The organism is Sulfitobacter sp. CW3 (assembly GCF_019392245.1).
Classification (GTDB): domain Bacteria; phylum Pseudomonadota; class Alphaproteobacteria; order Rhodobacterales; family Rhodobacteraceae; genus Sulfitobacter.
The window spans coordinates 372108-394660 of sequence record NZ_JAHXRL010000002.1 but is presented as its reverse complement, the minus strand read 5'-3'; the positions used below and the strand labels follow the sequence as shown (position 1 = coordinate 394660).

The window sequence follows — 22553 nt, the reverse complement described above, 5'->3', positions numbered from 1 at the left end:
AGCCGTTACCGCGCACCGCCTGTGCGAATATGCATCACACCATGCAAAGGCGATATTCTACGGACCCGCAAGATGCCCGTTCACGGAAAATGGGGTGTGCGCGTAAAAAGGTCCGCGCGTTACCCGACCATCCCCACGATCTCGTAGGTTTTCTTGAGGATCGGCGCGGTGATTTCCCGCGCTTGGGTCGCACCATGGGCAAGGATGCGGTCGATCTCGGCGGTGTCGGCCATCAGTTCGGCCATGCGGGTGCTGATCGGCGACATCTTGGCCACAGCGAGATCAGCCAACAGGGGTTTGAAGCTGCCGAACTGCTGCCCGCCGACATCGGCAAGCACCTGTTCAACCGTTTGGTCATTCAACGCGGCATAGATGTTCACAAGGTTCCGCGCTTCGGGGCGATCCTTCAGGCCTTCGATCTCGGAGGGCAGCGCGTCAGGGTCTGTTTTGGCTTTGCGGATTTTCTTGGCAATCGTATCGGCATCGTCGGTCAGATTGATCCGGCTGGCGTCGGATGGGTCAGACTTGGACATCTTCTTTGATCCATCGCGCAAGGACATGACCCGCGTCGCGGCCCCTTCGATCACCGGTTCGGTCAACGGAAAGAAATCAACGCCGTAGTCATGGTTGAACTTGGTGGCGATGTCGCGGGTCAGCTCCAGATGCTGCTTCTGGTCTTCGCCCACCGGCACATGGGTGGCGTGGTAAATCAGAATATCGGCTGCCATCAACGCAGGATAGGCGAACAGGCCCAGCGATGCGGCCTCGGCGTTCTTGCCGGCCTTGTCTTTCCACTGGGTCATGCGCCCCATCCAGCCCATGCGCGCCACGCAATTGAATATCCACGCAAGCTGCGCGTGTTCTGGAACTTGGGATTGGTTGATCAGAATGGATTTCGCAGGATCAACGCCCGCAGCAATGAAACCGGCAGCCAGTTCGCGCGTGTTGTGGCGCAAGGTGGCCGGGTCTTGAAGCTTGGCGGTGATCGCATGCAGGTCAACCATGCAGTAAACCGTTTGAAACGATCCTTCTTCCTGCATGTCCACAAAACGCTTCATCGCGCCCAGATAATTGCCAAGCGTCAGACCACCGGATGGCTGAATGCCCGAGAACACGCGCGGGGTGAATTGGGTGTCGGTCATGGCAACGCTCCGATAAGGCTGGAAAAGACGGCACGATGGGCTTACCCATGCGCACCAACCCCGTCAAGGAGGCCCCATGACTGATCCTGATTTTCACCCGCCCGTCAACCCGATGCCCGCTGTCGTGACGCTGCTTTTTCTGGCCATCGCAGGCGTCGAGGCGGGTCTATCCCTTGCCGAGGCTGGCATCATCGGTGGCCCCGGTGCCGTTGGGTGGCGGTTGGCATTGGTGCGCGATTACGGGTTCTCGAATGAGATTTTCGACTGGATGATCGCAAACTGGCGGTTCCCGCCCTCAGACGCTTTGCGCGCCGTGAGCTATTCGTTCGTCCATCTGGGGTTCACCCACGCGGTTTTCGCCGTAGTTCTTTTGCTGGCCCTTGGCAAAATGGTGGCCGAGGCGATGGGGCAAGCCGCGTTTTTGCTGATCTTTTTTGCCTCGGGGATTATGGGCGCGGTTTTATATGCGCTGGTGCTGGATGATCCGGTGTGGCTGGTAGGGGCGTATCCCAATGTCTACGGGCTGATCGGGGCTTATTCTTTTGTGATGTGGCGCAAGCTGGCGAGCCGTGGAGAACAGCAATATCGCGCGTTTTCACTGATCGCTGTGTTGATGGGAATACAGCTGTTGTGGGGCGTGTTTTTCGAGTCCGGAACGCAATGGCTGGCAGAGCTGTTCGGTTTCTTTGTCGGCTTTGGGCTGTGTTTCGTTCTGGCCCCCGGTGAATGGGCCAAGCTGCGCGGGCGTGTTCGGCATCGTTGATTTTTGACGCAAGGCAGGGGGGCCAGCCCCCCTGACCCCCCGGGATTTTGTACCATTTGGAAAATGGGACCTAGCCGCGTTTTAATGCGCCTTTAAATTCACGTAGTTTGAAGGCACCGATGAGCTGGCCCGTGCCGAAGTAGACAACATTGCCAAGCACGATCAGGATTACCAATCCGATGCCGCGCCACCATGATTGGCCAAGCAACGGCTGCAGCGCGACGTTTGCAAACCAAAGCGCAATACCCATCGCGGCTGATGCTGCCAGAATGCGCCAGATCCGTTTATGAAACCGGGCGTCGAATTTTGCGGCAAGGCCAAAGCCGCGTGCGCCAAAGGCGAGTAGACCGAACATGGCCCATCCGGCAAGCGTGGTGGCGATGGCCGGGGCGATCCATCCGATATAGGGGCTAAGGCCCACGGCCAGCACCACATTCACGACCATCGCCACGACGGCAAAGTAGAACGGGCGTTTTGTATCTTCGCGGGCGTAATACAGCGGTTGCAGGATTTTCTGCAGAACGAAAGCGGGCAGGCCCAGCCCGTATATGGCAACGGCCATTGCGATCGCCGCGGCATCGTCAACTGTTGTTGCACCGCGTTGGAAAAGCACCGAGGCCAATGTGAATGGGATGACCATCAAGGCAACCGCAGAGGGGATTGTAAGGGCGAGGGAAACTTCGGCAGCGCGGCTGATCTGGGTGTGAGAGCCCTGTTCATCCCCAGCCTTGAGGCGGCGGGACAGGTCGGGCAGCAAGACCACGCCAACGGCAATGCCCACCACGCCCAGCGGCAGTTGGTACAACCGATCAGCGTAGTTGAGCCATGCAACGGCACCATCGTAAAAGCTGGCCACTTGGCGGCCGACCAGCAGGTTGATCTGCATGACACCGCCAGCAAGGGCGGCCGGGGCCGCGATGATGGCCAGGCGTTTGAGTTCGGGCGTCATACGGGGGCGTCGGTCGAAGCCCAAAGTAAAGCCCGCGCGTTTGGCGGCCCACCAGACCAGTGCCAGCTGGGCGATGCCCGCAATGGGGACTGACAATGCCAAGGTATCACCGATCTGCATGCCAAGGGCTTTGTCGATGCCAATGCCTAACGCCTCTGATCCATCGCGGCCAAGCGCGGCACCGACAAGAACCGCAATGATGAAGATGATGTTCAGCACAACCGGGGCAGCGGCTGCCGCCATAAAGCGGCCCGTGGCGTTAAGCACGCCCGACACGAGTGCAGCGAGAGAGATGAAAAGGATATAGGGAAAGGCAAGCCGCCCATATTCAACAGCCAGATCGAACCGTATGTCGCCCGCAAAGCCCGATGCCATCAGCAGCACCAGACCGGGCATCGCGATAATGCCAATGATGGTGAATATCGTCAGGATAAAGGCCATGCCGACGAACGCGTCTTGGGCAAATTCCTCGGGGCCTTCGCCGCTTTCGAGTTTCTTTGAGAACATCGGCACAAAGGCCATGTTGAATGCGCCCTCGGCAAAGAAGCGGCGGAACATGTTGGGCAGGGAAAAGGCGACGAGAAAAGCCTCGGCTGCGGGGCCCGAGCCCAGATAGCCCGCAACCATCACGTCGCGAACGAAACCCATAATGCGGCTTAGAAAGGTCCAGATACCGACCGTGAAAAAGCCAGACATCAGTCGGATTGGTTTCATGAGAGTGCTTGCCCTGTGACTGCGATGCAAATGGCGTATCGTTTAGCATCGCATAGCGCAATTGTTGATATGAGCGCGCGCCCGGCGGCAAACGGAAAACCGCCGGTCCAGTTAGATCAACCTTGCCTGCCGTGCATCACACGTTTTGCGCGCGTTCGATCCCTTCTGCGATGGCGAGCCGCAGGCGTTTCTCAAGGCTTTTTTGCTTGCTTTCAGAGTGGTATTTCAGCCCGAACATGTCTTTGACATAGAACGTATCGACCACCTGTTCCCCGTAGGTCGCGATAACCGCATTGGCGATATATACGTTCGCCTCGGCCAGGCTGCGCGTCAGATCGTGGAGCAGGCCAGGGCGGTCGCGGGTGTCGACCTCGATGATCGTATAGATTTCGGACCCGTCGTTATCAAAGGTGATGTGCGTTGGAACCCTGAACGCCCTTTCGCGCTTTTTGACTTTATCGCGGGATTTCAATTCCTCGCGGGCAAGGATTTCGCCCTTGAGCGTTTTCGAGATCATTTGACGCAATCGGGGCAGGCGGGCCGCGTCATAAGGGTTTCCATCAGCATCCTGAATCCAGAACGCATCGGTCACATAGCCGTCTTTGGTTGTGTAGCTGCGGGCATCAACCACATTTGCACCGACCAGCGCCAAGGCACCGGCAAGCCGCGCAAAGATACCGGGGTGATCCGCCATAACGAAACACGCACGGGTGGCATCGCGGTCTTCGTCAGGGTGAAGATCGATGCGAATTTCGCCGTCCTCAATATCACGCAGCAATTTCGCAAACACCACATGGGCGGTGATGTGCAGCCCTTGCCAGTACGGCGGATAGTGACGGGCGGTTTCGGTCTGCAAATCCTTGCGCGGCCAATCGGCAAGAGCTGCACGCAAGGTCTTTTTGGCCTCGTCGCCGCGGTTCGCACGGTTCAGATCCTCAAGACCGGTTTCCAGCGCTTTCCTGGTCTGGCGGTACAAGCCGCGGATCAACACGGCCTTCCAGTTGTTCCACGTGTTTGGCCCCACGCCGCGAATGTCGCAAACGGTCAGCACACATAGCAGGTCAAGCCGTTTGACCGTTTGTACCGCTTTGGCGAAATCACGCACGGTACGGGGGTCGGCAATATCACGTTTTTGGGCCATGTCGGACATCAACAGGTGATAGCGGACCAACCACTCGACGGTGTCGACTTCGGCTTTGTTCAGGCCCAGCCGTGGCGCGATCTTGCGGACCATTTGCGCACCAAGGATCGAATGGTCTTCGGGCCGGCCTTTTGCGATGTCATGCAGCAGCAACGCCACATAGATGACTTTGCGGTTCACGCCGCGTTTGAGGATACTCGACGCAACGGGCAGGTCTTCCTCAAGCTCGCCCTTTTCGATCAGCGCAAGGTTGGTGATGCACTGGATCGTGTGTTCGTCGACGGTATAGCTGTGATACATGTTGAACTGCATCATCGCGACGATGTTTTCAAATTCGGGGATAAAGGCGGATAGAACGCCCAGCTCGTTCATGCGGCGCAGCCCGCGTTCGGGGTTGCCGTGCTTGAGCATCAGATCAAGGAAAATGCGCTGTGCTTCGGCATCATTCCGCATTTCGTCGTCGATCAGATTCAAGTTGCGCTGTACCAGCCGCATGGCGTCAGGGTGGATCAACATGCCCGTCCGCAAAGCTTCCTCGAATATACGCAGCAGGTTCAACTTATCGGCAATGAACGTAGCATCATCAACAATGGCCAGACGGCCACCGACGACTTTGTAGCCGTTTCGCATCTTGGGGCGACGGCGAAATATACGCTCCAGCAGGGGTTCTGCCTTGATGTGGATGCTTTCCAGCTTGGTCAGGAAAATGCGCGTCAGCTCGCCCACCTGGGTGGCGTGGCGGAAATAGGCCTGCATGAACACTTCGACGCCGCGCCTGCCGCCTGTATCCGTGTATCCCATCGCCTCGGCAACGGCGACCTGCATGTCAAAGGTCAGCTGCTCTGTCGCGCGGCCTGACAGCAAATGCAGATGTCCGCGAACCGCCCAAAGAAAGTTCTCGGCGGCGACAAAGGTTTTGAATTCCTCTTCGAGAAAGATGCCGCGATCCACCAGATCGGCAGCGGTTTCGACGCCATAGATACGCTTGGCGATCCAGAACAGCGACTGCAGATCGCGCAGGCCACCCTTTGCTTCTTTCACGTTTGGTTCAACCTGATAGCGCAGACCCTGTTTGCGGTGGCGCAGGGCACGCTCTTCCAGCTTCGCCTCGATAAAGTTACGCCCCGACCCCGAGAAAAGATCGGTTTTCAACGTCTCGTCCAGCTCGGCTGCCAGCTCAAGATTGCCGGCGATAAACCGATGTTCCAGCAGGGCGGTCTGGATTGTGAAATCTTCCGACCCAAGGCGTATACAATCGCGGATGGTCCGGGTTGAATGGCCGACCTTCAACTTTAGATCCCACAACATATAAAGCATGGATTCGATCACGCTTTCGGTCCAGGCGGTCGCTTTGTAGGGTATCAAAAACAGCAGATCAACGTCCGAGAACGGGGCCATTTCGCCCCTGCCATAGCCGCCAACGCCAATCACGGCCAGCCGTTCACCCGACGTGGGGTTTGGTTTCGGGTGCAATCGCTGAACCGCAATCTGCAACGTGCTGCGCACCAGCTGATCGGTCAGGAAACAATATGCGGATGTCATGGCGCGGGCGTCGAACGGGGTGGCGGCAAAGGCGCGCGCGATCTCGGCGCGGCCTGCTTTTTGCGCATCACCCAAGATGCGCACAGCCGCAGCCCGCACTTCGCTGCTGTCTGTTACGCCCTCGAACGCGGCAGTCAGGGCGTCTGAAATCCCATCTTCATCGAATATCAACTCGGGCGCGCTGATCAGGTGAAGCGCGGTTGCTTCACCTGTCTCAGCTTGTGCAACTAATGGTTTGACCACTTAGTATCCTTTAAAAACCGGCACCGCCGAACCCTTTTGGTGCGGGATCAATGATCACAACGGCATTATTGCGAACTGTGGCTACTGCCAGGCCATGCTCGGTTGTGCCGTCAGCTTTGAAGCGGAACACACCGCTGGCCCCGCGGAAGCCTGCCCCTTGGGTCAAGCGGGCAGCTGATAGCGCATCTGAGTGACCGGATTTGACCAGAGCACCGACAGCCGCGATGCCATCAAATGCCAGACCTGCAATCGGGTTTGGCAGTGATCCATAGGCTGCAGTGTAGCGCTGCGAGAATGCAGTCGATGCCGATGGGTCAGGCAGCGCAAACCAACCGCCCTGAACGCCGGGCAGTGCCAATGTCTGGGCCGGGATATCCCAGCGGGTCAGTCCGATGTATTGGGTTGTTGACACGGGCAGGCCTGCTTCGGGCAACAACTGCGTGAACAGCGGCAGCGCGCTGGACGAAGACGAGGTCAGAAAAACCGCATTGGCACCGTTTGCAGTCACCGCAGCCTTAACGCGGGGAACTGCTGCAATAACGGCTTCTTGGCTCAGCGAATAATCGACGACGCCAGCTGACGTGGCCCCGTTTGCCGCAATGGCGCGTTGGATCGCGTTGCGGCCCACTTGGCCTGCGACGTCATCGCCATGCAAAATCAGAATTCTGTCTTTTCCGTTCGCCTTCGCAAAGCGCACCAGCCGGTCTGACGTGTCGCCGAACCCCTGGCCCATCACAAAGACGTTGCCGCCTGCAATGCTGGAGTTGTTCGAGAACGCAAGAACGTTGACACCTTTTGCGGCGACGGCTTTGCCCGCAGCATTCGCGGCTTCGCCATAAAGCGGCCCGATAATGATTTGCGCCCCTTCGTTGACGGCCTGTGCCGCAGCCTTAGCTGCCAGATCCGCGTTGCCGCCGGTGCCATAGACGCGCAGATCAATCTGCACACCAGAAAGGTCACGGATCGCAAGCAGCGCGGCATTTTCAAGGTCTTTCGCAAGCAGATCATCGCTGGCAGAGCCGCCACGCGGGATCAGCAGCGCAACCGGAACGGGTTTGCTGGCATCCACGCGGGGGCCATTGTTTGACCCCATATTTGTCATTCCGCCCGGCTCGCATGCTGCCAGAACAAATGCCACAACGGGCAGGATCAAAAGCCGCAGTGGCTTGCGAAGGGTGTCGAAAACGGCGAACATGGCGGGGTCACTCCATTGGTGGCGGGGCGGCGGCAATAGCCCGTGAACAGATGTTTTAATCATAGTGCGTGCGAAAGGCGGGTCCAGCTTGAATTACCAGAAGGTACCGCTTTCAGCGGGGCTTTACTTTGTCGGCGTGCCAATTGGAACAGCCCGCGACATTACTTTGCGTGCGCTTGACGTGTTGGCTTCGGCCGATGTTCTGGCGGCCGAAGATACCCGTAGCCTGCGCAGATTGATGGAAATACACGGTGTTCCGTTGGACGGGCGCAAGGTGCTTGCGCTGCATGATCATTCGGGCGCGGGCGTGCAGGACAAGCTGTTGGCCGCCATTCGCGAAGGGAAATCCGTCGCTTACGCGTCCGAGGCGGGTATGCCCCTTATTGCCGATCCGGGGTTCGAGCTGTCCCGCGCTGTGTCGCAGGCCGGATTGATGGTGACCTGTGCACCGGGGCCGTCAGCGGTGTTGACGGCGCTGGCGTTGGCGGGGTTGCCGACCGACGCATTTTTCTTTGCCGGATTTTTGCCAAATGCGAAATCAGCCCGCCTGACCGCGATTCAAAAGCTGAAAGACGTCCAAGGGACACTGGTATTTTACGAATCGCCCAAACGTGTCGGGGCCATGTTGCGTGATGCCGCAAAAGCGTTGGGCGATGACCGTCCCGCTGCGGTCTGCCGTGAGTTGACGAAAAAATTCGAGGAAATTCGCCGCGGGACATTGGCCGAGCTGCAAGACCATTATGCCGAAAAGGCACCCAAAGGCGAGATTGTGGTTCTCATCGACCGTGGTCGTTCACAATCTGTTAGCCAGAGTGACCTAAGCTCTGATCTGGCATCTGCCTTGGCGACGATGTCGATGCGGGATGCTGTCGATATGGTGGCACAGGCGCATAACCTGCCGCGCAGGCAAGTATATCAGGCCGCATTGGAACAGGGCAAAGGGAACAGTTAATCATGTCTGCGGCAAAGCAAATTCAGGGGTCGATCAGCTATTATGCGGGTCAGGCCGCTGAAAATGCCGTCGCGCAGGATTACGTGCGTCGCGGGTTCACCATTGCCCGCGAAAGGTGGCGGGGCAAGCGCGGTGAAATCGACCTGATCATGCGGCATGGCCCCGACCTGATTTTTGTCGAGGTAAAGAAAAGCAAAAGCTTTGAACGCGCTGCCTTGCGGATAACGCGCCGCCAGATGGACAGGATTTTTGGATCCGCCGAAGAATTCCTGGCCGGTGAGCCGAATGGCGCGCTGACCAATGTGCGATTTGACGTCGCTTTGGTGGATCAAACGGGCCAGTTGCGCATTGTCGAAAACGCGTTTGGCCACGACTGAACCATTGCACCCCGCGCCGTGCTGCGTCATCTAATGTTGAACAGTACGGAGATCTGGTATGAAAATCGCCTTTCAAATGGACCCGATCGGGGCCGTTAACATCAACGCTGACAGCAGCTTTCGCATCGCCGAAGAGGCGCAGGCGCGTGGGCATTCACTCTTTTATTACCTGCCTGACAATCTTGCGTTTCAAGAGGGCCGGATCACGGCAAAGGGCCATGATCTGACGGTCCAGCGTGTTCAGGGCGATCACGCAACGCTAGGCCCGCTGCGCGAGGTTGATTTGGCAGATTTCGATGTTGTCTGGCTGCGCCAAGACCCGCCATTCGACATGCATTACATCACATCGACGCATCTTTTGGACCGGATCAAAGAAACGACGCTTGTCGTGAATGACCCGTTTTGGGTGCGGAATTACCCTGAAAAACTGATGTGTCTGGATTTTCCCGATCTGATCCCGCCGACCACAATCGCGCGTGATCTGGATACGATCAAAGCGTTCAAGGCCAAACATGGGGATGTGATCCTGAAGCCGCTTTACGGCAATGGCGGGGCCGGTGTGTTCCGGCTTGACGGCAACGACCGCAATCTTGGGTCGCTTTATGAACTCTTTACGGGGTTCTCGCGCGAACCGTTGATCGTGCAAAAATTCCTGCCGGCGGTATCCAAAGGCGACAAACGTGTGATTTTGGTGGATGGCGAAGCGGTTGGTGCCATCAACCGTGTTCCCGCAGAGGGCGAAACGCGGTCCAATATGCATGTTGGGGGCAGGCCTGAAAAAGTCGGCCTGACCGACCGCGACCTTGAGATTTGTGCGGCCATCGGCCCGGTGCTTAAGGAAAAAGGCCAGATATTTGTCGGCATCGATGTGATCGGGGACTATCTGACCGAAATCAACGTGACCTCGCCAACCGGTATCCAAGAACTTGAGCGGTTTGACGGCACCAACATAGCCGCCAAAATCTGGGAGGCGATTGAAGCGCGCCGCGCATGAGCCTGATACGTCCCGCGCTGAACACCTATTTGCGGCTGATTGAAAAGCGCAAGATGCGCCGCGCCAAGACGCCGCAGAAACTGCGCCAGAACCTTGAGCTTAGTGCGCGGCTGCTTTTTCATGCACCGCGCGGGACGAAGATTGAAAAAACGATGTTACCGGGGGACGTCGATGTGCTGACGGTGACGCCAAAATACGTCACGTCTGACATCGTTATTTTCTACATCCACGGCGGTGGTTTTGTCTTTGGCAGCCCGGAAACCCACGCGGCCATGCTGGGCCAGTTGGCGGCGCGGGTGGGGGCACGGGTTGTGATGCCACGGTACCGGCTTGCACCCGAGTTCAAGTTTCCCGCAGCAGCTGACGATGTGGAAGCGGCCTATGGCGCGCTTATTGCATCTGGCGTGGCCGCGCAAAATATCGTGGTCGGTGGCGACAGCGCAGGGGGCGCGCTGGCCTTTGGTTTGCTGTCGGGAATTCTGACTAAAAAACTGCCAGCGCCACGCGGTGTTTTCGGGTTTTCACCCTTTGTTGATTTCACACGCCAAGGGGCAAGCTTTGTCGAGAACGCGGATCGCGAAGCCGTGCTGGCACCGGAGCGCGCGGTGGACATGCTTGAAATGTACTTGGCGGATGCGGATCGTTCAGACGCGAGATTAAACACGCTAAGCGCAGATTTTGGCGGTGCCCCGCCCGTGTGGCTGTGTGTGGGAGATACGGAAATTCTGCGGGATGACTCGCGTGCATTAAGCCAGCATTTGAAGTCTTGCGATGTAGACGTAACCTTTCACGAGGAACATGACCTGCCGCATGTTTGGCCGATTTTTCACAACATCCTACCCGAGGCGCGCCAGACCTTGGATGACCTTGCGGGGTGGATTACAGCCCTGCCGACGCCGGTATCCGAAAGCTAAGCGCCTCGGCCAGATGATGTTTTTGGACAGTTTCAGCCTCGTCCAAATCGGCGATGGTTCGCGCGACGCGCAAAACGCGGTGGTAGCCGCGCGCCGACAAGTGAAACCGTTCCGCTGCGCGCAACAATAGCGCGCGGGCATCGGGATCAGGCGTTGCGATGCTCTCTAACAGGTCGCCCTCTGCATCTGCGTTCAAATGCGCATTGGGTGCATCGGCAAAGCGGGCCTCTTGGGTGTGGCGCGCGGATGCGACGCGGGCCGCGACCTCGGCCGACCCTTCGCTATCGCCGGGCAGGTCCAGATCGGTAAAGGCGACAGGGGGCACATCGACGCGCAGGTCAAACCTGTCCATCAGGGGGCCAGATATGCGGGCCATATAATCGTCTCCGCAGGCGGGCGCGCGGCTGCAAGCCCGCGACGGATCGCTAAGATATCCACATTTGCATGGGTTCGCTGCGGCGACGAGCATGAACTGACACGGATATCGCACATGGGCATTGGCGCGGGCGATCATAACCTCGCCAGTCTCTACCGGTTGGCGCAACGTCTCGAGCACCATGCGGGGAAATTCGGGAAATTCATCCATGAACAGCACACCATTATGGGCCAAGCTGACCTCGCCCGGTTTGGCCTGCCGCCCGCCACCGATGATCGCCGCCATCGACGCGGTATGATGCGGTTCGCGAAACGGGCGCGTGCGCGATATCCCGCCTTCAACCAGAAGTCCGGCAAGGGAATGGATCATTGACGTGCTGAGGGCCTCGCGCGGGGTGAGCGGCGGCAGGATCGACGGAAGGCGGGCGGCCAGCATTGATTTCCCCGACCCCGGGGTGCCGACAAACATCAGGTGATGACGCCCAGCGGCGGCTATTTCCAAGGCACGTTTGGCGCGTTCCTGCCCTTTGACATCGCGCAGGTCTTTGGTTTGGTGAGGTGCCGAAACCTCGCCCGGGTCGGCGGGGGGGATCGGTACCTGACCGGTGTAATGACGCACAACGGCCCCCAAAGAACTGGCCGCGATCACTTGCGTATTGCCGACCCAAGCCGCTTCTGCACCGGAGGCTTCGGGGCATAAAAGGCTGCGGTTATGTTCTGCTGCTGTCATCGCAGCGGGCAGCGCGCCAATGACGGGTATCAACGTTCCATCCAATGACAGTTCGCCCAGTGCGACGACGGATTGGATGACATCATGGGGCAAAATGTCGATTGCAGAAAGCAGCGCAAGGGCGATGGGCAGGTCAAAATGACTGCCTTCTTTTGGGAGATCGGCAGGGCTTAGGTTAATGGTGATACGTTTGCTAGGTAGTGCAATCGCCATCGACGACAGCGCCGCGCGCACCCGATCGCGCGCCTCGGACACAGCTTTGTCTGGCAGGCCAACAATTGAAAATGCAGGTAAGCCGGCTGAAACCGCGCATTGTACTTCGACGATGCGCGCCTCGACGCCCTGAAACGCAACTGTATATGCACGCGAAACCATAGGGGCCCTTTCGGTGGCCAAGATGGTTAATGCGTAGGTCTGGGGAGTTTAAGAAGCGTTAACTCCTGCGGATATCGTGGAATTTGAGTTTATTTTGCAAAATGAAACAGGCGTGGGGTCATGCCACGGGCCAAGGGGATGTGGTGCAGCCCATGTCATATGGGAAGGGGTCATAGGTGACCTTGAGCCCCTCTGCGCGCCATGTTTTGAACGCGGGATCGTTGAGGGTGACGCGGCAATAGTCCCTTGCCGACTGCTGGACTGTGAGGTCGTATCCCACGATCCGCGCACAGACGGGCGCGTAGAACACATCGGCGAGGCTATAGCTGCCGAAAAGCCACGGGCCTTTGCCATCGGATGCGCCGTTCGCATAATCCCACAGCTCTTGGAGGCGCGAGAGGTCTTTTGTCACTGCGTCCGAGACAGGCAAGCCCTTGTTCACATGTCGAAGCTGCATGGGGCATTCGCCGCGCAACGCCGAAAATCCTGCCGTCATCGCGGCACATAACCAACGGGCGCGGGTGCGTGCGGCAGGATCAGTGGGCCAAAGCGCTTTGTCTGGATGCCGTTCGGCCAATGTTTCGGCCATGGCCAGCGTTTCGCCGATTACCTCGCCCTGTGGCGTTTTCAGGGTCGGAACCAGCCTTGCGGGTGCCAGTTCTGCCATATCTTGCGCCATGGTGCCGTCGTACAGGCCGACCATATGGCTGCGGTAGGGCAGGCCGAATTTTTCAAGCATCAGCCAGCCACGCAGGGACCAGCTGGAGAATGTTTTGTCGCCGATATAAAGATCATATGTCATGGGCGGTTTCTATCCAGCGATGCCCGATCAGCGCAAATGCAATTTTGTGACGTATCCGATCACGGAGAATGATTGATATGGGTAACGTCCCACTGCGCTTGGGATACTGTGATTTGCGTGGCTGACAAGTTGTCGATCTTATGGGCGAATGCGGCGTGTGCGCTGATGTTCAGGGCGCGTTGGATTTGCGTCAGGATGACCCCGAAATGGGCGACAGCGATGATGTGTTCATCGGGGTAAAGGGCGTTCAGACGATCCACGGCTGCGTTGACGCGCCGTGCCGCCGCGTTCCAGCTTTCGCCTTGTGGGGGCGCAACATCGCCGGGCGTCGACCAATATGCCCGGCTGAGTTCGGGATGTTGCTCGGATACATCGCGGGCATGCATGCCATCCCACTCGCCGAAATCCATCTCGCGTAGTTTTTCGTCATGGGGCAGACGCTGGCGCTGTGGGTGGGCCAAGACATCTGCCGTTGCTGCGGCGCGGATCAGGTCGGATGACACAAGGATCGCATCGCGGGGCAAATGCGCATTCAGGCGGGCGATCTGGGCGTGGTCAGATAAATCAGCGGGGACATCGCGCCATCCCACAAGGGTTTTTTCATGCGTCGGTCCGTGTCGAACCCAATGCCAAGTTGTCATCTAACCGCCCTAAAAACCTGCCTATGCGGCGCATACCCTAGCGCAGTTGGCACTGTCCTCAAGCGCTTGAGCGCAGAAATATTAATAATATTTGAACCATACGGCCCGTCACGGCGTTGATAAAATAAAGAGCCAAAATTCTTCTATCAGGGGTGATCACTGTGGCACTATCTCAAACGCGCGAATTTTCTTTGACCCGGACCGCAATGAAAGCCGAACTTTTGGATGCGGATACGGAATTAAGGCTGGCCTATGCTTGGCGTGATCGTCGCGACGAAGAAGCGCTGCACCGGTTGATCACCGCCTATATGCGGCTGGCCATTTCGATGGCAGGCAAATTCAAACGCTACGGCGCGCCGATGAATGATCTGATTCAAGAGGCAAGTCTGGGGTTGATGAAAGCCGCTGACAAATTCGACCCCGATCGCGGGGTGCGTTTTTCGACCTATGCAGTTTGGTGGATCAAGGCGAGCATTCAGGATCACGTCATGCGCAACTGGTCGATGGTGCGCACCGGGTCAACGTCATCGCAAAAATCGCTGTTTTTCAACATGCGTCGCGTTCAGGCGCGTATCGAGCGTGAAGCTCAAGTGGCTGGTGAAACGTTGGACGGGCATCAGCTGCGTCAGATGATCTCGACCGAGATTGGCGTGCCCATGCATGATGTCGAGATGATGGAGGGCCGTTTGTCGGGGTCCGATTATTCGCTGAATGCTACTCAGTCAGCAGAGGACGAGGGGCGCGAATGGATTGATGCGCTGGTGGATGACAGCGCGCAGGCCGCCCAAAAAGTCGAGGAAAGCCACGATACGACCACGCTGCGTAATTGGCTTTTGGGTGCGATGCATGCCTTGAACGAACGTGAACAGTTTATTGTCCGCGAGCGGAAATTGCGTGATCAGCCGAGAACCTTGGAAAGCTTGGGCGAAGAGTTGAAGCTGTCAAAAGAACGGGTGCGCCAGCTAGAGGCCGCGGCCTTTGGAAAAATGCGCAAAACGCTTGAAACACAGTCGGCCGAGGTCCATCATTTCTTGATATGATTCGGTACCTTACAGTATTTCTGGCGCTGCCAGCCTTTGTCTCTGCTGAAACCTTGAACGATGATCTGTTTACGCAACTATCTGCGGCGCAAATTGTTGTTTTGGGGGAAACGCACGACAACCCTGCCCATCATCGAACCCAGGCGGATATTGTTGCCAAGATCGCGCCCAAGGCTGTCGTTTATGAAATGATCACCGGGGCTCAGGCGGCACTGGTGCGCGGCGACATCATGCGCGACGAAGTGGCGCTAGAGCAGGTGCTTGGTTGGAACGAAAGCGGCTGGCCTGATTTTTCGATTTATTATCCGGTATTTGCGGCCAGCGTAGGGGCCAAAACCTTTGGGGCTGCTGTTCCGCGAGAGGCAGCGCGCGAAGTAATGGGCGATGGCCTCGTCGCTGCATTTGGCGCGCAGGCTGAGGAATTTGGATTGGCCGCGCCGTTGGATGCCGACCAGCAGATCGCGCGCGAAGCTTTGCAGATGAAGGCGCATTGTGATGCGTTGCCTGCTGAATTGCTGCCTGCGATGGTTGATGTTCAACGCTTGCGGGATGCACGGTTGGCGCAGATATCGATCGAAGCATTGGACGACACCGGCGGTCCGGTTGTCGTGATAACCGGAAATGGTCATGCGCGCCCCGACTGGGGAATGCCCGCAGCCATAGCGCTGGTGCGGCCGGATGCGGCCGTCATGACAGTAGGCCAAGGCGAGGACGGCGTCGTACCAGAGGGGCGTTTCGATGCGGTCCTACAGTCGCCGGCAACTGCGCGCGAAGACCCTTGTTTGGCATTTAAGAAACCCTGATGGGGCTGGCAGAACGGGCCCTTGCGGCCTATGGTTCACCTTAACTGCGTTAAAGAGGGCCGAACATGCTGGCTGGTAAACATATTCTGCTGATTATCGGTGGTGGCATCGCGGCGTTCAAATCGCTGGATTTAATCCGCCGTTTGCGCGAACGAGGCGCGACGGTCACCCCCGTTCTTACCCGTGCTGGCGAAGAATTTGTGACGCCGCTGTCTGTGTCGGCTTTGGCGGGCCAAAAGCTGTACCGCGATTTGTTTGACTTGGGCGACGAGGCCGAAATGGGCCATATTCAGCTAAGCCGTGTTGCTGATCTGGTGGTGGTTGCGCCAGCGACGGCGGATCTGATGGCCAAGATGGCGGGCGGTTTGGCGAATGATCTTGCCTCGACGCTTTTGCTGGCCACGGATACGCCGGTCATGATTGTACCTGCGATGAACGTGCGCATGTGGGAACAAGCCGCCACGCAGCGCAACCTTGCCACGTTGCGTGGTGATGGGATCACGGTTGTCGGGCCAAATGACGGCGACATGGCATGCGGTGAGTTTGGCCCCGGCCGCATGTCGGAACCGCTCGAGATCGTGGCCGCGATTGAAACCCAACTGAATGATGGCCCACTGAAAGGGCGGCGCATTCTGGTCACGTCGGGCCCGACCCATGAACCGATCGACCCGGTGCGCTATATCGCAAACCGGTCTTCTGGCGCACAAGGGACGGCCATCGCCAGTGCCCTTGCTGCATTGGGCGCTGATGTGGTGTTTATCACCGGACCCGCCGATGTTCCGCCCCCAAGCGGCGTTCAGGTCGTGCGTGTTGAAACCGCTTTACAGATGCAAGAGGCGGTTGATGCCGCGTTGCCAGCTGATGCCGGTGTCTTTGCCGCAGCCGTGGCAGATTGGCGTGTCACCACTGCCAGCGACCGGAAGTTGAAAAAGTCAAAGGACGGGTTGCCACTGCTGGAGTTTGCAGAAAACCCCGACATCCTAAAAGCGGTCAGCCAGATGACGTCTGGCCGGCCCACGCTGGTTGTCGGCTTTGCCGCTGAAACGAATGATGTGATCGAGAACGCGACCGCCAAACGCCTGCGCAAAGGATGTGACTGGATCGTTGCCAACGACGTGTCCCCGGGAACCGGGATCATGGGCGGCGCTGAAAATGCGGTGACCGTGATCAGTGACGACGGGGCAGAGGAGTGGCCGCGGATGAGCAAGGGTCAGGTGGCAAAACAGTTGGCCGCACGCATTTCGGATGCGCTGAAGTAAAAGATTCTATGCCTTCGGCGAGGATTTAGGACCATTTGGAAATAGCTGCTGCGCCGATGCTTTTGGGGAAAGAACATGTCTGAGATTAAGTTTAAGCGGGTTCCCGGCAACGCGGATTTGTCATTGCCCGACTACGCCACAGCCGGTGCGGCAGGGATGGATCTGCGCGCGTTCTTGCCCGACGGGCCTATGGTTTTCGGAAAGGGCGACATCAAGTTGATTTCGACGGGTTTTCATGTCGAGCTTCCCCGAGGGACCGAGATGCAGATTAGGCCAAGATCGGGGCTAGCGCTTAAGCACGGGTTCCTGATCCCAAATGCCCCCGGGACGGTAGATGAGGATTACCGCGGCGTGGTGATGGTGGGGCTGTATTATATCGGCGATGAGCCTTTTGAAATCCAGCATGGTGACCGGATCGCGCAGGCGGTGGTTGCCGACGTCAAACGCTATGCCACGGTTGAGGTCATCGCATTGTCAGACAGTACGCGCGGGGCTGGCGGGTTTGGGTCGACAGGGCTGAAATAGATGTTGCTGGTTCTTATTCTTGCGGCCGTGATTTGGGGGGCTGGTGCGGCGATGGGCAGCGCACGCGAGACCCGACTGAAACTGTTAGGTGCGGTGTTCGGCGCGGTGATCGGTGTGAACCTGCTATTGCCAGACGCGCACCCGTTGCGCGTGGCAACAGGCGGCAGTGCAGCACCTTGGTTGTTGTTGACCGGGTTTGTCCTTTTGGCTTTTACCTATGGGTGGGGGGTGAAGTATTTACGCAGCCGCGCCGCCCCGGCCGAGAATGCGCCATCCCAGCCGGCAGGCACGTTCTCCGAGACCGAGCTGAACCGATATGCCCGCCACATCGTTCTGCGTGAGGTGGGCGGTAGTGGTCAGAAGGCGTTGAAGAATGCCAAGGTTTTGGTCGTAGGGGCTGGTGGGCTGGGCGCGCCCGTCTTGCAGTATCTTGCGGCTGCGGGCGTTGGTACAATCGGTGTCATTGACGATGACGTCGTCGAAAATGCAAACCTGCAACGTCAGGTCATACACAAGGACAAAAACATCGGTATGCCCAAGGTATTCTCGGCCAAAGCCGAGCTGGAGGCACAGAACCCATTCGTTACAATACGCCCCTATCACCGCCGGTTGAACGCCGAGATCGCCGAGACGCTTGTCGCTGATTATGACATCGTTCTGGATGGGACTGATAATTTCGATACGCGCTATTTGGTCAACCGTGCCTGTGTCGCGGCTGAGGTGCCGCTGATTTCAGGTGCGCTCAGCCAGTGGGAGGGGCAGTTGAGTGTCTTTGACCCGGCCAAGGGCGCGCCGTGCTATCAATGCGTGTTTCCGCAGGCCCCCGCCGCACATCTGGCCCCGTCTTGTGCGCAGGCGGGCGTGATTGGTCCTTTGCCCGGTGTCATCGGGTCGATGATGGCCGTCGAGGCGATAAAGGTTATCACAGGGGCGGGGTCACCGCTGCGGGGGCAGATGGTGATTTATGATGCGCTGTATGGCGAAAATCGTGTGATCGGCGTCAGTAAACGTGATGATTGCCCGGTTTGTGGTGACGTCTCATAAAAACCGCGGTGTTCAAAAAACGCGATAGACTGATCCCAATATTGAAGGAGGAAAAATCCATGAAACGATTCGTACTTGCCGCCGCTTTGGCCTTGGCTCCGCTGGCGGTATTCGCTGAGGGCGTGGCGCATAAGGTTGCCATTCACGTTGATCAAAACGACCCTCAGGTGATGAATATGGCGTTGAATAACGCCCAAAACGTTGCCAGCTATTATGAAAGCCAAGGCGACACAGTGACCATCGAAATGGTGACCTATGGCCCCGGTTTGAACATGTTGATCGCCGACAAAAGCCCGGTCGCGCAGCGTATTTCTGCGATGTCCCTGGAATTGGACAACATCAGCTTTTCAGCATGTGCCAATACGATGGCAGGCATGAAGAAAAAATCGGGTCACGATGTTGTATTGTTGTCCGAGGCAACTGTCGTGCCATCGGGTATCGTTCGGTTGATCGAATTGCAGGAAGACGGGTTCGCTTACGTCCGCCCTTGATAAAGGGCCAAGCCCCGGGTGCACCGACTGTACGCGGGGCTAGCTCTTCATGAACTTTTGCCGTGCTTCGGTCGCGATATTGTATCGCAGTTCTAGATCCGTCAATTTCGCGAGGATGGGCGCGCGCTCGGCCTCTGATGTGGCCGCTTTCAGTGCCTCTTGCTGAGCGGTGATTTCTTTCTTGATCAGGATTTCTTCGGGCAGGACGCCGGCCTCAGCCATCATACGAAAGCCTACGGCGTCGCCTGCGCTGACAAATGCGTCTTCTGGCCGGTTCTCAAGAGGTTTTCCTTCGCCCTTCAGCCCTTGGAGTTTGCCTTCCAGAACGGCCTTTTGCATCTGGCGTTCGATTAAATTCCTGATCCTGCGGATCATTTGATCCTCCACAACAATCGCGTCTTAAGCCTGAGCTTTTACGCTGACGATTGCAACCCACTGCTGGGATACCTACCTTGTGATCCAAAGGAGAATACCATGACAAACCCCTTGCTTCAGGATTGGGATACGCCGTTTGAGCTGGCCCCGTTTGACAAGATTTCAGACGATGATTTCGAGCCCGCGCTGGATGAGGCGCTGACCAAGCACCGGATGGAGATTGATGCGATCGCCAGTTGCGATGCCGCGCCCACATTCGGCAATACGATTGAGGCACTGGAAGAGGCGGGCAGCCAGCTTGACCGCGTGTTGGGTGTGTTTTTCACCGTGGCTGGTGCCGACAGCAACCCTGTTCGAGAAGAACTGCAGCGCAAGTTCTCGCCGCTATTGGCCGCGCATTATTCAGAGATATCAAGCAACAAAGCCCTGTTCGCCCGTGTGGCCGAGGTGTGGAAAAAGCGCGACAGCTTTGATTTGACACCAGAGCAAGCCCGCGTGCTGATGCTGACCCACCGCGGGTTCGTGCGGTCCGGTGCCGCCTTGGAAGGCGCACAGGATGCGCGGATGAAGGAAATAAAGGGTCGCTTGGCGGTGCTTGGGACGCAGTTCACCCAGAACCTTTTGGCAGATGAACGGTCGTGGTTCATGAAGCTTGAGGAAGCCGACCTTGAGGGGTTGCCCGAGTTCGTCATCGATGCCGCGCGCAATGCTGGTGCAGAAAAAGACGCAGGCGGCCCGGTTATTACCCTGTCTAGATCGCTGATTGTGCCGTTCCTGCAATTCTCGCCCCGCCGTGATCTGCGCGAAAAGGCATTTCTGGCGTGGCAGGCGCGCGGTGCGAATGATGGCGAAACGGATAACCGCTCCATTGCCGCTGAAACACTGGCATTGCGCGAAGAACGCGCCAAACTGCTGGGGTATAAGAATTTCGCAGCCTTCAAGCTGGAAACCGAAATGGCAAAGACGCCCGAAGCCGTGCGTCAGCTGTTGATGGACGTTTGGGAGCCCGCGAAAGCGCAGGCCGAGGCAGACGGCGCGGTGTTGACAGAGATGATGCACGCGGATGGCGTGAACGGCGATCTGGCCCCGTGGGACTGGCGCTACTATGCGGAGAAACAGCGCATGGCCGAGCATGATCTCGACGAGGCCGCGTTGAAACCGTATTTCCAGCTGGACCGGATGATTGACGCGGCCTTTAGCTGCGCCACGCGTTTGTTCGCTCTCGAATTCGCGCCCCTTGATGTGCCGCTCTATCATCCTGACTGCCGCGCGTGGGAGGTGACACGAGGCGGCAAACATGTCGCCGTGTTTATCGGGGATTATTTTGCACGAGGGTCGAAGCGGTCAGGTGCGTGGTGTTCGGCCATGCGCGCGCAGGCAAAGTTCCCGGCAGAGCAATCGCCAATTGTGATCAATGTCTGCAACTTTGCCAAAGGGACACCGGCCTTGTTGTCCTATGACGATGCGCGGACTTTGTTCCACGAGTTCGGCCATGCTTTGCATCAGATGTTATCGAATGTGACGTATGAATCGGTGAGCGGTACGTCGGTCGCCCGTGACTTTGTGGAACTGCCGAGCCAGCTTTACGAACACTGGTTGGACGTTCCAGAAGTGCTGGGCGAATTCGCGACCCACGCCAAAACTGGCGAGCCAATGCCGAAGGAGATGTTGGATAAAGTTCTGGGTGCCGCCAATTTTGGCATGGGGTTTGCGACGGTCGAATATGTAGCGTCGGCCCTGGTCGATCTGGAATTTCACGATGGCACCGTGCCCAGCGATCCGATGGCTACTCAGGCGCAGGTTCTGGCCGATCTGGGCATGCCTGCTGCAATCACCATGCGCCACGCGACCCCGCAATTCGCACATGTCTTTTCGGGGGACGGCTATTCCAGCGGGTACTACAGTTATATGTGGTCAGAGGTCATGGATGCCGATGCCTTCGAAGCCTTCGAGGAAGCAGGTGGGGCTTTTGACCCAGAAAAGGCAAAGGCGCTTGAGGCGCACATTCTTTCCACGGGCGGCAGTCACGACGCGGCAGAGCTGTACAAGGCGTTCAGAGGACGACTGCCAGGCGTTGAGGCACTACTGAAAGGGCGCGGGTTAATCGCAGCTTGAGAAAAAACCTTTTTGCCTTCGGCGAGAGTTTAAGGGCAAAATGAAATATCAGGTAAACCGCGCTGATTTCATTTTGCCAAATAAACTCAAATTCCAGCCTTAAGGCGGGCGCGTTCAGTAGCCTAAGGCGCGATCGACCAGATGCAAAAAGGGTTGCCCTGTTTCGCCGCGTTGGATGTTTTCGACGACCATTTGTGATGCTGTCACGGCGCGCGTTTCTGCGGCGATGTGGGGCGTGACAGTGACATTTGGATGCGCCCAATAGGGATGCTGCGCGGGCAAGGGTTCGGTTCGGAAAACGTCTAGGGTGGCATGAGCAATCTGGCCGCTATCGAGCGCGTTGATCAGGGCATCATCGTCAATTAGCGGTCCCCGGCCAGGGTTGATGATAAACGCACCCTTTGGCATCGTTGCCAGTGCAGCTTTGTCGATGGTGTTTTCTGTCGCCGGAGTATCGGGCAGCAAAAGCACCAGTATTTCACTGCGCGTCAGGATATCCTGCAATCCTTGTTTCCCATCGAAACACTTTATCCCCGGTGCGGTTTTGGCGCTACGCGACCAGCCCGCCACATCAAATCCTAGGCTGGCAAGCGTTTTGGCCGCCTCAGTGCCCAAAGCCCCCATACCAAGAATACCAACCTTGCGTTCTTGTGCCAGGGGCGGCGTGCGCGGCGTCCAATCGGTACCGGTGTGTAAAATGTCGATATCCAGCCCAAGGTGATAGCGCATCACGTGCCCGGTCACCCATTCTACCATTCCCTTGGTCAAGCCGGGATCAACCATACGTGCCAGCGGCACCTTGAGGGTCGGATTACCCGTAATTTTTTCAACGCCGGCCCATAGATTCAGCACAGCCTTGGTGCGGGTGTAGGGGGTGAAATCCTGCAAGTCACTGTTCGGCGCATAAACGATATAATCGACCTCGGACGGCGCAATATCAGTGCTAAGGTTGGCGGTGATACCCGTATCACGCAGTGCGTCGCGCAGGGGTTGTTCGTAGGTCGCCCAGCGTTCGGCGCGAGCGGCAAAAAGAATATTGAGGGGCATAAAGA

21 protein-coding genes are annotated in these 22553 nt (G+C 57.7%); 12 read left to right on the top strand and 9 right to left on the bottom strand.

Annotated features, from left to right (window positions below; all coding sequences use genetic code 11):
- Positions 1 to 119 precede the first annotated feature (119 nt).
- The gene (gene trpS / locus KZZ06_RS05250) at positions 120 to 1142 is read right to left on the bottom strand and encodes a tryptophan--tRNA ligase (RefSeq protein ID WP_219578989.1); all 1023 of its coding nucleotides are present in this window, start codon (positions 1140 to 1142) and stop codon (positions 120 to 122) included.
- 76 nt (positions 1143 to 1218) lie between these two features.
- Between trpS and KZZ06_RS05245 the strand changes: the two genes are divergently transcribed.
- Positions 1219 to 1905, top strand: coding sequence for a rhomboid family intramembrane serine protease (locus KZZ06_RS05245; RefSeq protein ID WP_219578988.1), 687 nt, complete (start codon positions 1219 to 1221; stop codon positions 1903 to 1905).
- Positions 1906 to 1975: 70 nt separating this feature from the next.
- Here KZZ06_RS05245 and murJ read toward each other — a convergent pair whose 3' ends face one another.
- From murJ to KZZ06_RS05230, 3 genes are all read right to left on the bottom strand, one after another.
- The gene (murJ, locus tag KZZ06_RS05240) at positions 1976 to 3568 is read right to left on the bottom strand and encodes a murein biosynthesis integral membrane protein MurJ (RefSeq protein WP_219578987.1); all 1593 of its coding nucleotides are present in this window, start codon (positions 3566 to 3568) and stop codon (positions 1976 to 1978) included.
- Positions 3569 to 3704: 136 nt separating this feature from the next.
- Positions 3705 to 6494: a [protein-PII] uridylyltransferase gene (locus tag KZZ06_RS05235; RefSeq protein WP_219578986.1), complete on the bottom strand. Its 2790-nt coding sequence runs from the start codon at positions 6492 to 6494 to the stop codon at positions 3705 to 3707.
- A 10-nt stretch (positions 6495 to 6504) separates the two neighbouring features.
- Positions 6505 to 7689, bottom strand: a complete 1185-nt coding sequence (locus KZZ06_RS05230; RefSeq protein ID WP_219578985.1) for a penicillin-binding protein activator — start codon at positions 7687 to 7689, stop codon at positions 6505 to 6507.
- An 88-nt stretch (positions 7690 to 7777) separates the two neighbouring features.
- On the opposite strand from KZZ06_RS05230, the gene rsmI reads away from it, so the two are divergent.
- Genes rsmI through KZZ06_RS05210 form a run of 4 tightly spaced genes read left to right on the top strand, consistent with a single transcriptional unit; the run spans position 7778 to position 10926 of the window.
- On the top strand, positions 7778 to 8641 hold the full coding sequence (rsmI, locus tag KZZ06_RS05225) for a 16S rRNA (cytidine(1402)-2'-O)-methyltransferase (RefSeq protein ID WP_219578984.1): 864 nt from the start codon (positions 7778 to 7780) through the stop codon (positions 8639 to 8641).
- A gap of 20 nt (positions 8642 to 8661) precedes the next feature.
- The gene (locus KZZ06_RS05220; protein ID WP_219579286.1) at positions 8662 to 9018 is read left to right on the top strand and encodes a YraN family protein; all 357 of its coding nucleotides are present in this window, start codon (positions 8662 to 8664) and stop codon (positions 9016 to 9018) included.
- Positions 9019 to 9076: 58 nt separating this feature from the next.
- Complete coding sequence (gene gshB, locus KZZ06_RS05215) at positions 9077 to 10012, top strand: glutathione synthase (RefSeq protein WP_219578983.1); 936 nt, start codon at positions 9077 to 9079, stop codon at positions 10010 to 10012.
- Positions 10009 to 10926: an alpha/beta hydrolase gene (locus KZZ06_RS05210; RefSeq protein ID WP_219578982.1), complete on the top strand. Its 918-nt coding sequence runs from the start codon at positions 10009 to 10011 to the stop codon at positions 10924 to 10926. Before gshB ends, KZZ06_RS05210 begins: the two co-directional genes overlap by 4 nt.
- On the opposite strand, the gene KZZ06_RS05205 is transcribed toward KZZ06_RS05210, so the two are convergent.
- The 3 genes from KZZ06_RS05205 to KZZ06_RS05195 all read right to left on the bottom strand — a co-directional run bounded on the left by KZZ06_RS05205 (position 10892) and on the right by KZZ06_RS05195 (position 13849).
- Positions 10892 to 12406 (bottom strand): YifB family Mg chelatase-like AAA ATPase, encoded by a 1515-nt coding sequence (locus KZZ06_RS05205; RefSeq protein ID WP_219578981.1) that lies wholly within the window; start codon positions 12404 to 12406, stop codon positions 10892 to 10894. The genes KZZ06_RS05210 and KZZ06_RS05205 overlap by 35 nt on opposite strands.
- A 118-nt stretch (positions 12407 to 12524) precedes the next feature.
- The gene (locus KZZ06_RS05200; RefSeq protein ID WP_219578980.1) at positions 12525 to 13208 is read right to left on the bottom strand and encodes a glutathione S-transferase; all 684 of its coding nucleotides are present in this window, start codon (positions 13206 to 13208) and stop codon (positions 12525 to 12527) included.
- Positions 13209 to 13267: 59 nt separating this feature from the next.
- Positions 13268 to 13849 (bottom strand): histidine phosphatase family protein, encoded by a 582-nt coding sequence (locus tag KZZ06_RS05195; protein WP_219578979.1) that lies wholly within the window; start codon positions 13847 to 13849, stop codon positions 13268 to 13270.
- Between the two features lie 161 nt (positions 13850 to 14010).
- On the opposite strand from KZZ06_RS05195, the gene KZZ06_RS05190 reads away from it, so the two are divergent.
- The 6 genes from KZZ06_RS05190 to KZZ06_RS05165 all read left to right on the top strand — a co-directional run bounded on the left by KZZ06_RS05190 (position 14011) and on the right by KZZ06_RS05165 (position 19011).
- Positions 14011 to 14889 carry an RNA polymerase factor sigma-32 gene (locus KZZ06_RS05190; protein ID WP_219578978.1) on the top strand — a complete coding sequence of 293 codons (879 nt, stop codon included), beginning with the start codon at positions 14011 to 14013 and terminating at the stop codon, positions 14887 to 14889.
- Entirely contained in the window at positions 14886 to 15692 is an 807-nt protein-coding gene (locus KZZ06_RS05185) for a ChaN family lipoprotein (RefSeq protein WP_219578977.1), read from the top strand. The genes KZZ06_RS05190 and KZZ06_RS05185 overlap by 4 nt, the downstream gene beginning before the upstream one ends.
- 65 nt (positions 15693 to 15757) lie before the next feature.
- Complete coding sequence (coaBC, locus tag KZZ06_RS05180) at positions 15758 to 16951, top strand: bifunctional phosphopantothenoylcysteine decarboxylase/phosphopantothenate--cysteine ligase CoaBC (RefSeq protein ID WP_219578976.1); 1194 nt, start codon at positions 15758 to 15760, stop codon at positions 16949 to 16951.
- 75 nt (positions 16952 to 17026) lie between these two features.
- Entirely contained in the window at positions 17027 to 17476 is a 450-nt protein-coding gene (dut, locus tag KZZ06_RS05175; protein WP_219578975.1) for a dUTP diphosphatase, read from the top strand.
- Entirely contained in the window at positions 17477 to 18520 is a 1044-nt protein-coding gene (locus tag KZZ06_RS05170) for a molybdopterin-synthase adenylyltransferase MoeB (RefSeq protein ID WP_219578974.1), read from the top strand. It begins immediately after the preceding gene.
- A 59-nt stretch (positions 18521 to 18579) separates the two neighbouring features.
- The gene (locus KZZ06_RS05165) at positions 18580 to 19011 is read left to right on the top strand and encodes a DsrE family protein (RefSeq protein WP_219578973.1); all 432 of its coding nucleotides are present in this window, start codon (positions 18580 to 18582) and stop codon (positions 19009 to 19011) included.
- A gap of 39 nt (positions 19012 to 19050) precedes the next feature.
- On the opposite strand, the gene KZZ06_RS05160 is transcribed toward KZZ06_RS05165, so the two are convergent.
- The gene (locus KZZ06_RS05160) at positions 19051 to 19386 is read right to left on the bottom strand and encodes a DUF1992 domain-containing protein (protein ID WP_219578972.1); all 336 of its coding nucleotides are present in this window, start codon (positions 19384 to 19386) and stop codon (positions 19051 to 19053) included.
- A gap of 99 nt (positions 19387 to 19485) precedes the next feature.
- Here KZZ06_RS05160 and KZZ06_RS05155 point away from each other — a divergent pair, with 99 nt between their 5' ends.
- Positions 19486 to 21501: a M3 family metallopeptidase gene (locus KZZ06_RS05155; protein WP_219578971.1), complete on the top strand. Its 2016-nt coding sequence runs from the start codon at positions 19486 to 19488 to the stop codon at positions 21499 to 21501.
- A 114-nt stretch (positions 21502 to 21615) separates the two neighbouring features.
- Here KZZ06_RS05155 and KZZ06_RS05150 read toward each other — a convergent pair whose 3' ends face one another.
- Entirely contained in the window at positions 21616 to 22548 is a 933-nt protein-coding gene (locus KZZ06_RS05150) for a glyoxylate/hydroxypyruvate reductase A (protein ID WP_219578970.1), read from the bottom strand.
- Positions 22549 to 22553: the final 5 nt, after the last annotated feature.

What these genes read in the sequence shown, in the direction of transcription:
- KZZ06_RS05150 (WP_219578970.1), bottom strand. Translation starts at nt 22,548, where the DNA reads ATGCCCCTCAATATTCTTTTTGCCGCTCGCGCCGAACGCTGGGCGACC.
- KZZ06_RS05205 (WP_219578981.1), bottom strand. Translation starts at nt 12,406, where the DNA reads ATGGTTTCGCGTGCATATACAGTTGCGTTTCAGGGCGTCGAGGCGCGC.
- KZZ06_RS05230 (WP_219578985.1), bottom strand. Translation starts at nt 7,689, where the DNA reads ATGTTCGCCGTTTTCGACACCCTTCGCAAGCCACTGCGGCTTTTGATC.
- KZZ06_RS05200 (WP_219578980.1), bottom strand. Translation starts at nt 13,208, where the DNA reads ATGACATATGATCTTTATATCGGCGACAAAACATTCTCCAGCTGGTCC.
- trpS (WP_219578989.1), bottom strand. Translation starts at nt 1,142, where the DNA reads ATGACCGACACCCAATTCACCCCGCGCGTGTTCTCGGGCATTCAGCCA.
- KZZ06_RS05245 (WP_219578988.1), top strand. Translation starts at nt 1,219, where the DNA reads ATGACTGATCCTGATTTTCACCCGCCCGTCAACCCGATGCCCGCTGTC.
- murJ (WP_219578987.1), bottom strand. Translation starts at nt 3,568, where the DNA reads ATGAAACCAATCCGACTGATGTCTGGCTTTTTCACGGTCGGTATCTGG.
- KZZ06_RS05185 (WP_219578977.1), top strand. Translation starts at nt 14,886, where the DNA reads ATGATTCGGTACCTTACAGTATTTCTGGCGCTGCCAGCCTTTGTCTCT.
- KZZ06_RS05170 (WP_219578974.1), top strand. Translation starts at nt 17,477, where the DNA reads ATGTTGCTGGTTCTTATTCTTGCGGCCGTGATTTGGGGGGCTGGTGCG.
- KZZ06_RS05160 (WP_219578972.1), bottom strand. Translation starts at nt 19,386, where the DNA reads ATGATCCGCAGGATCAGGAATTTAATCGAACGCCAGATGCAAAAGGCC.
- KZZ06_RS05155 (WP_219578971.1), top strand. Translation starts at nt 19,486, where the DNA reads ATGACAAACCCCTTGCTTCAGGATTGGGATACGCCGTTTGAGCTGGCC.
- dut (WP_219578975.1), top strand. Translation starts at nt 17,027, where the DNA reads ATGTCTGAGATTAAGTTTAAGCGGGTTCCCGGCAACGCGGATTTGTCA.
- KZZ06_RS05195 (WP_219578979.1), bottom strand. Translation starts at nt 13,849, where the DNA reads ATGACAACTTGGCATTGGGTTCGACACGGACCGACGCATGAAAAAACC.
- KZZ06_RS05165 (WP_219578973.1), top strand. Translation starts at nt 18,580, where the DNA reads ATGAAACGATTCGTACTTGCCGCCGCTTTGGCCTTGGCTCCGCTGGCG.
- KZZ06_RS05210 (WP_219578982.1), top strand. Translation starts at nt 10,009, where the DNA reads ATGAGCCTGATACGTCCCGCGCTGAACACCTATTTGCGGCTGATTGAA.
- coaBC (WP_219578976.1), top strand. Translation starts at nt 15,758, where the DNA reads ATGCTGGCTGGTAAACATATTCTGCTGATTATCGGTGGTGGCATCGCG.
- gshB (WP_219578983.1), top strand. Translation starts at nt 9,077, where the DNA reads ATGAAAATCGCCTTTCAAATGGACCCGATCGGGGCCGTTAACATCAAC.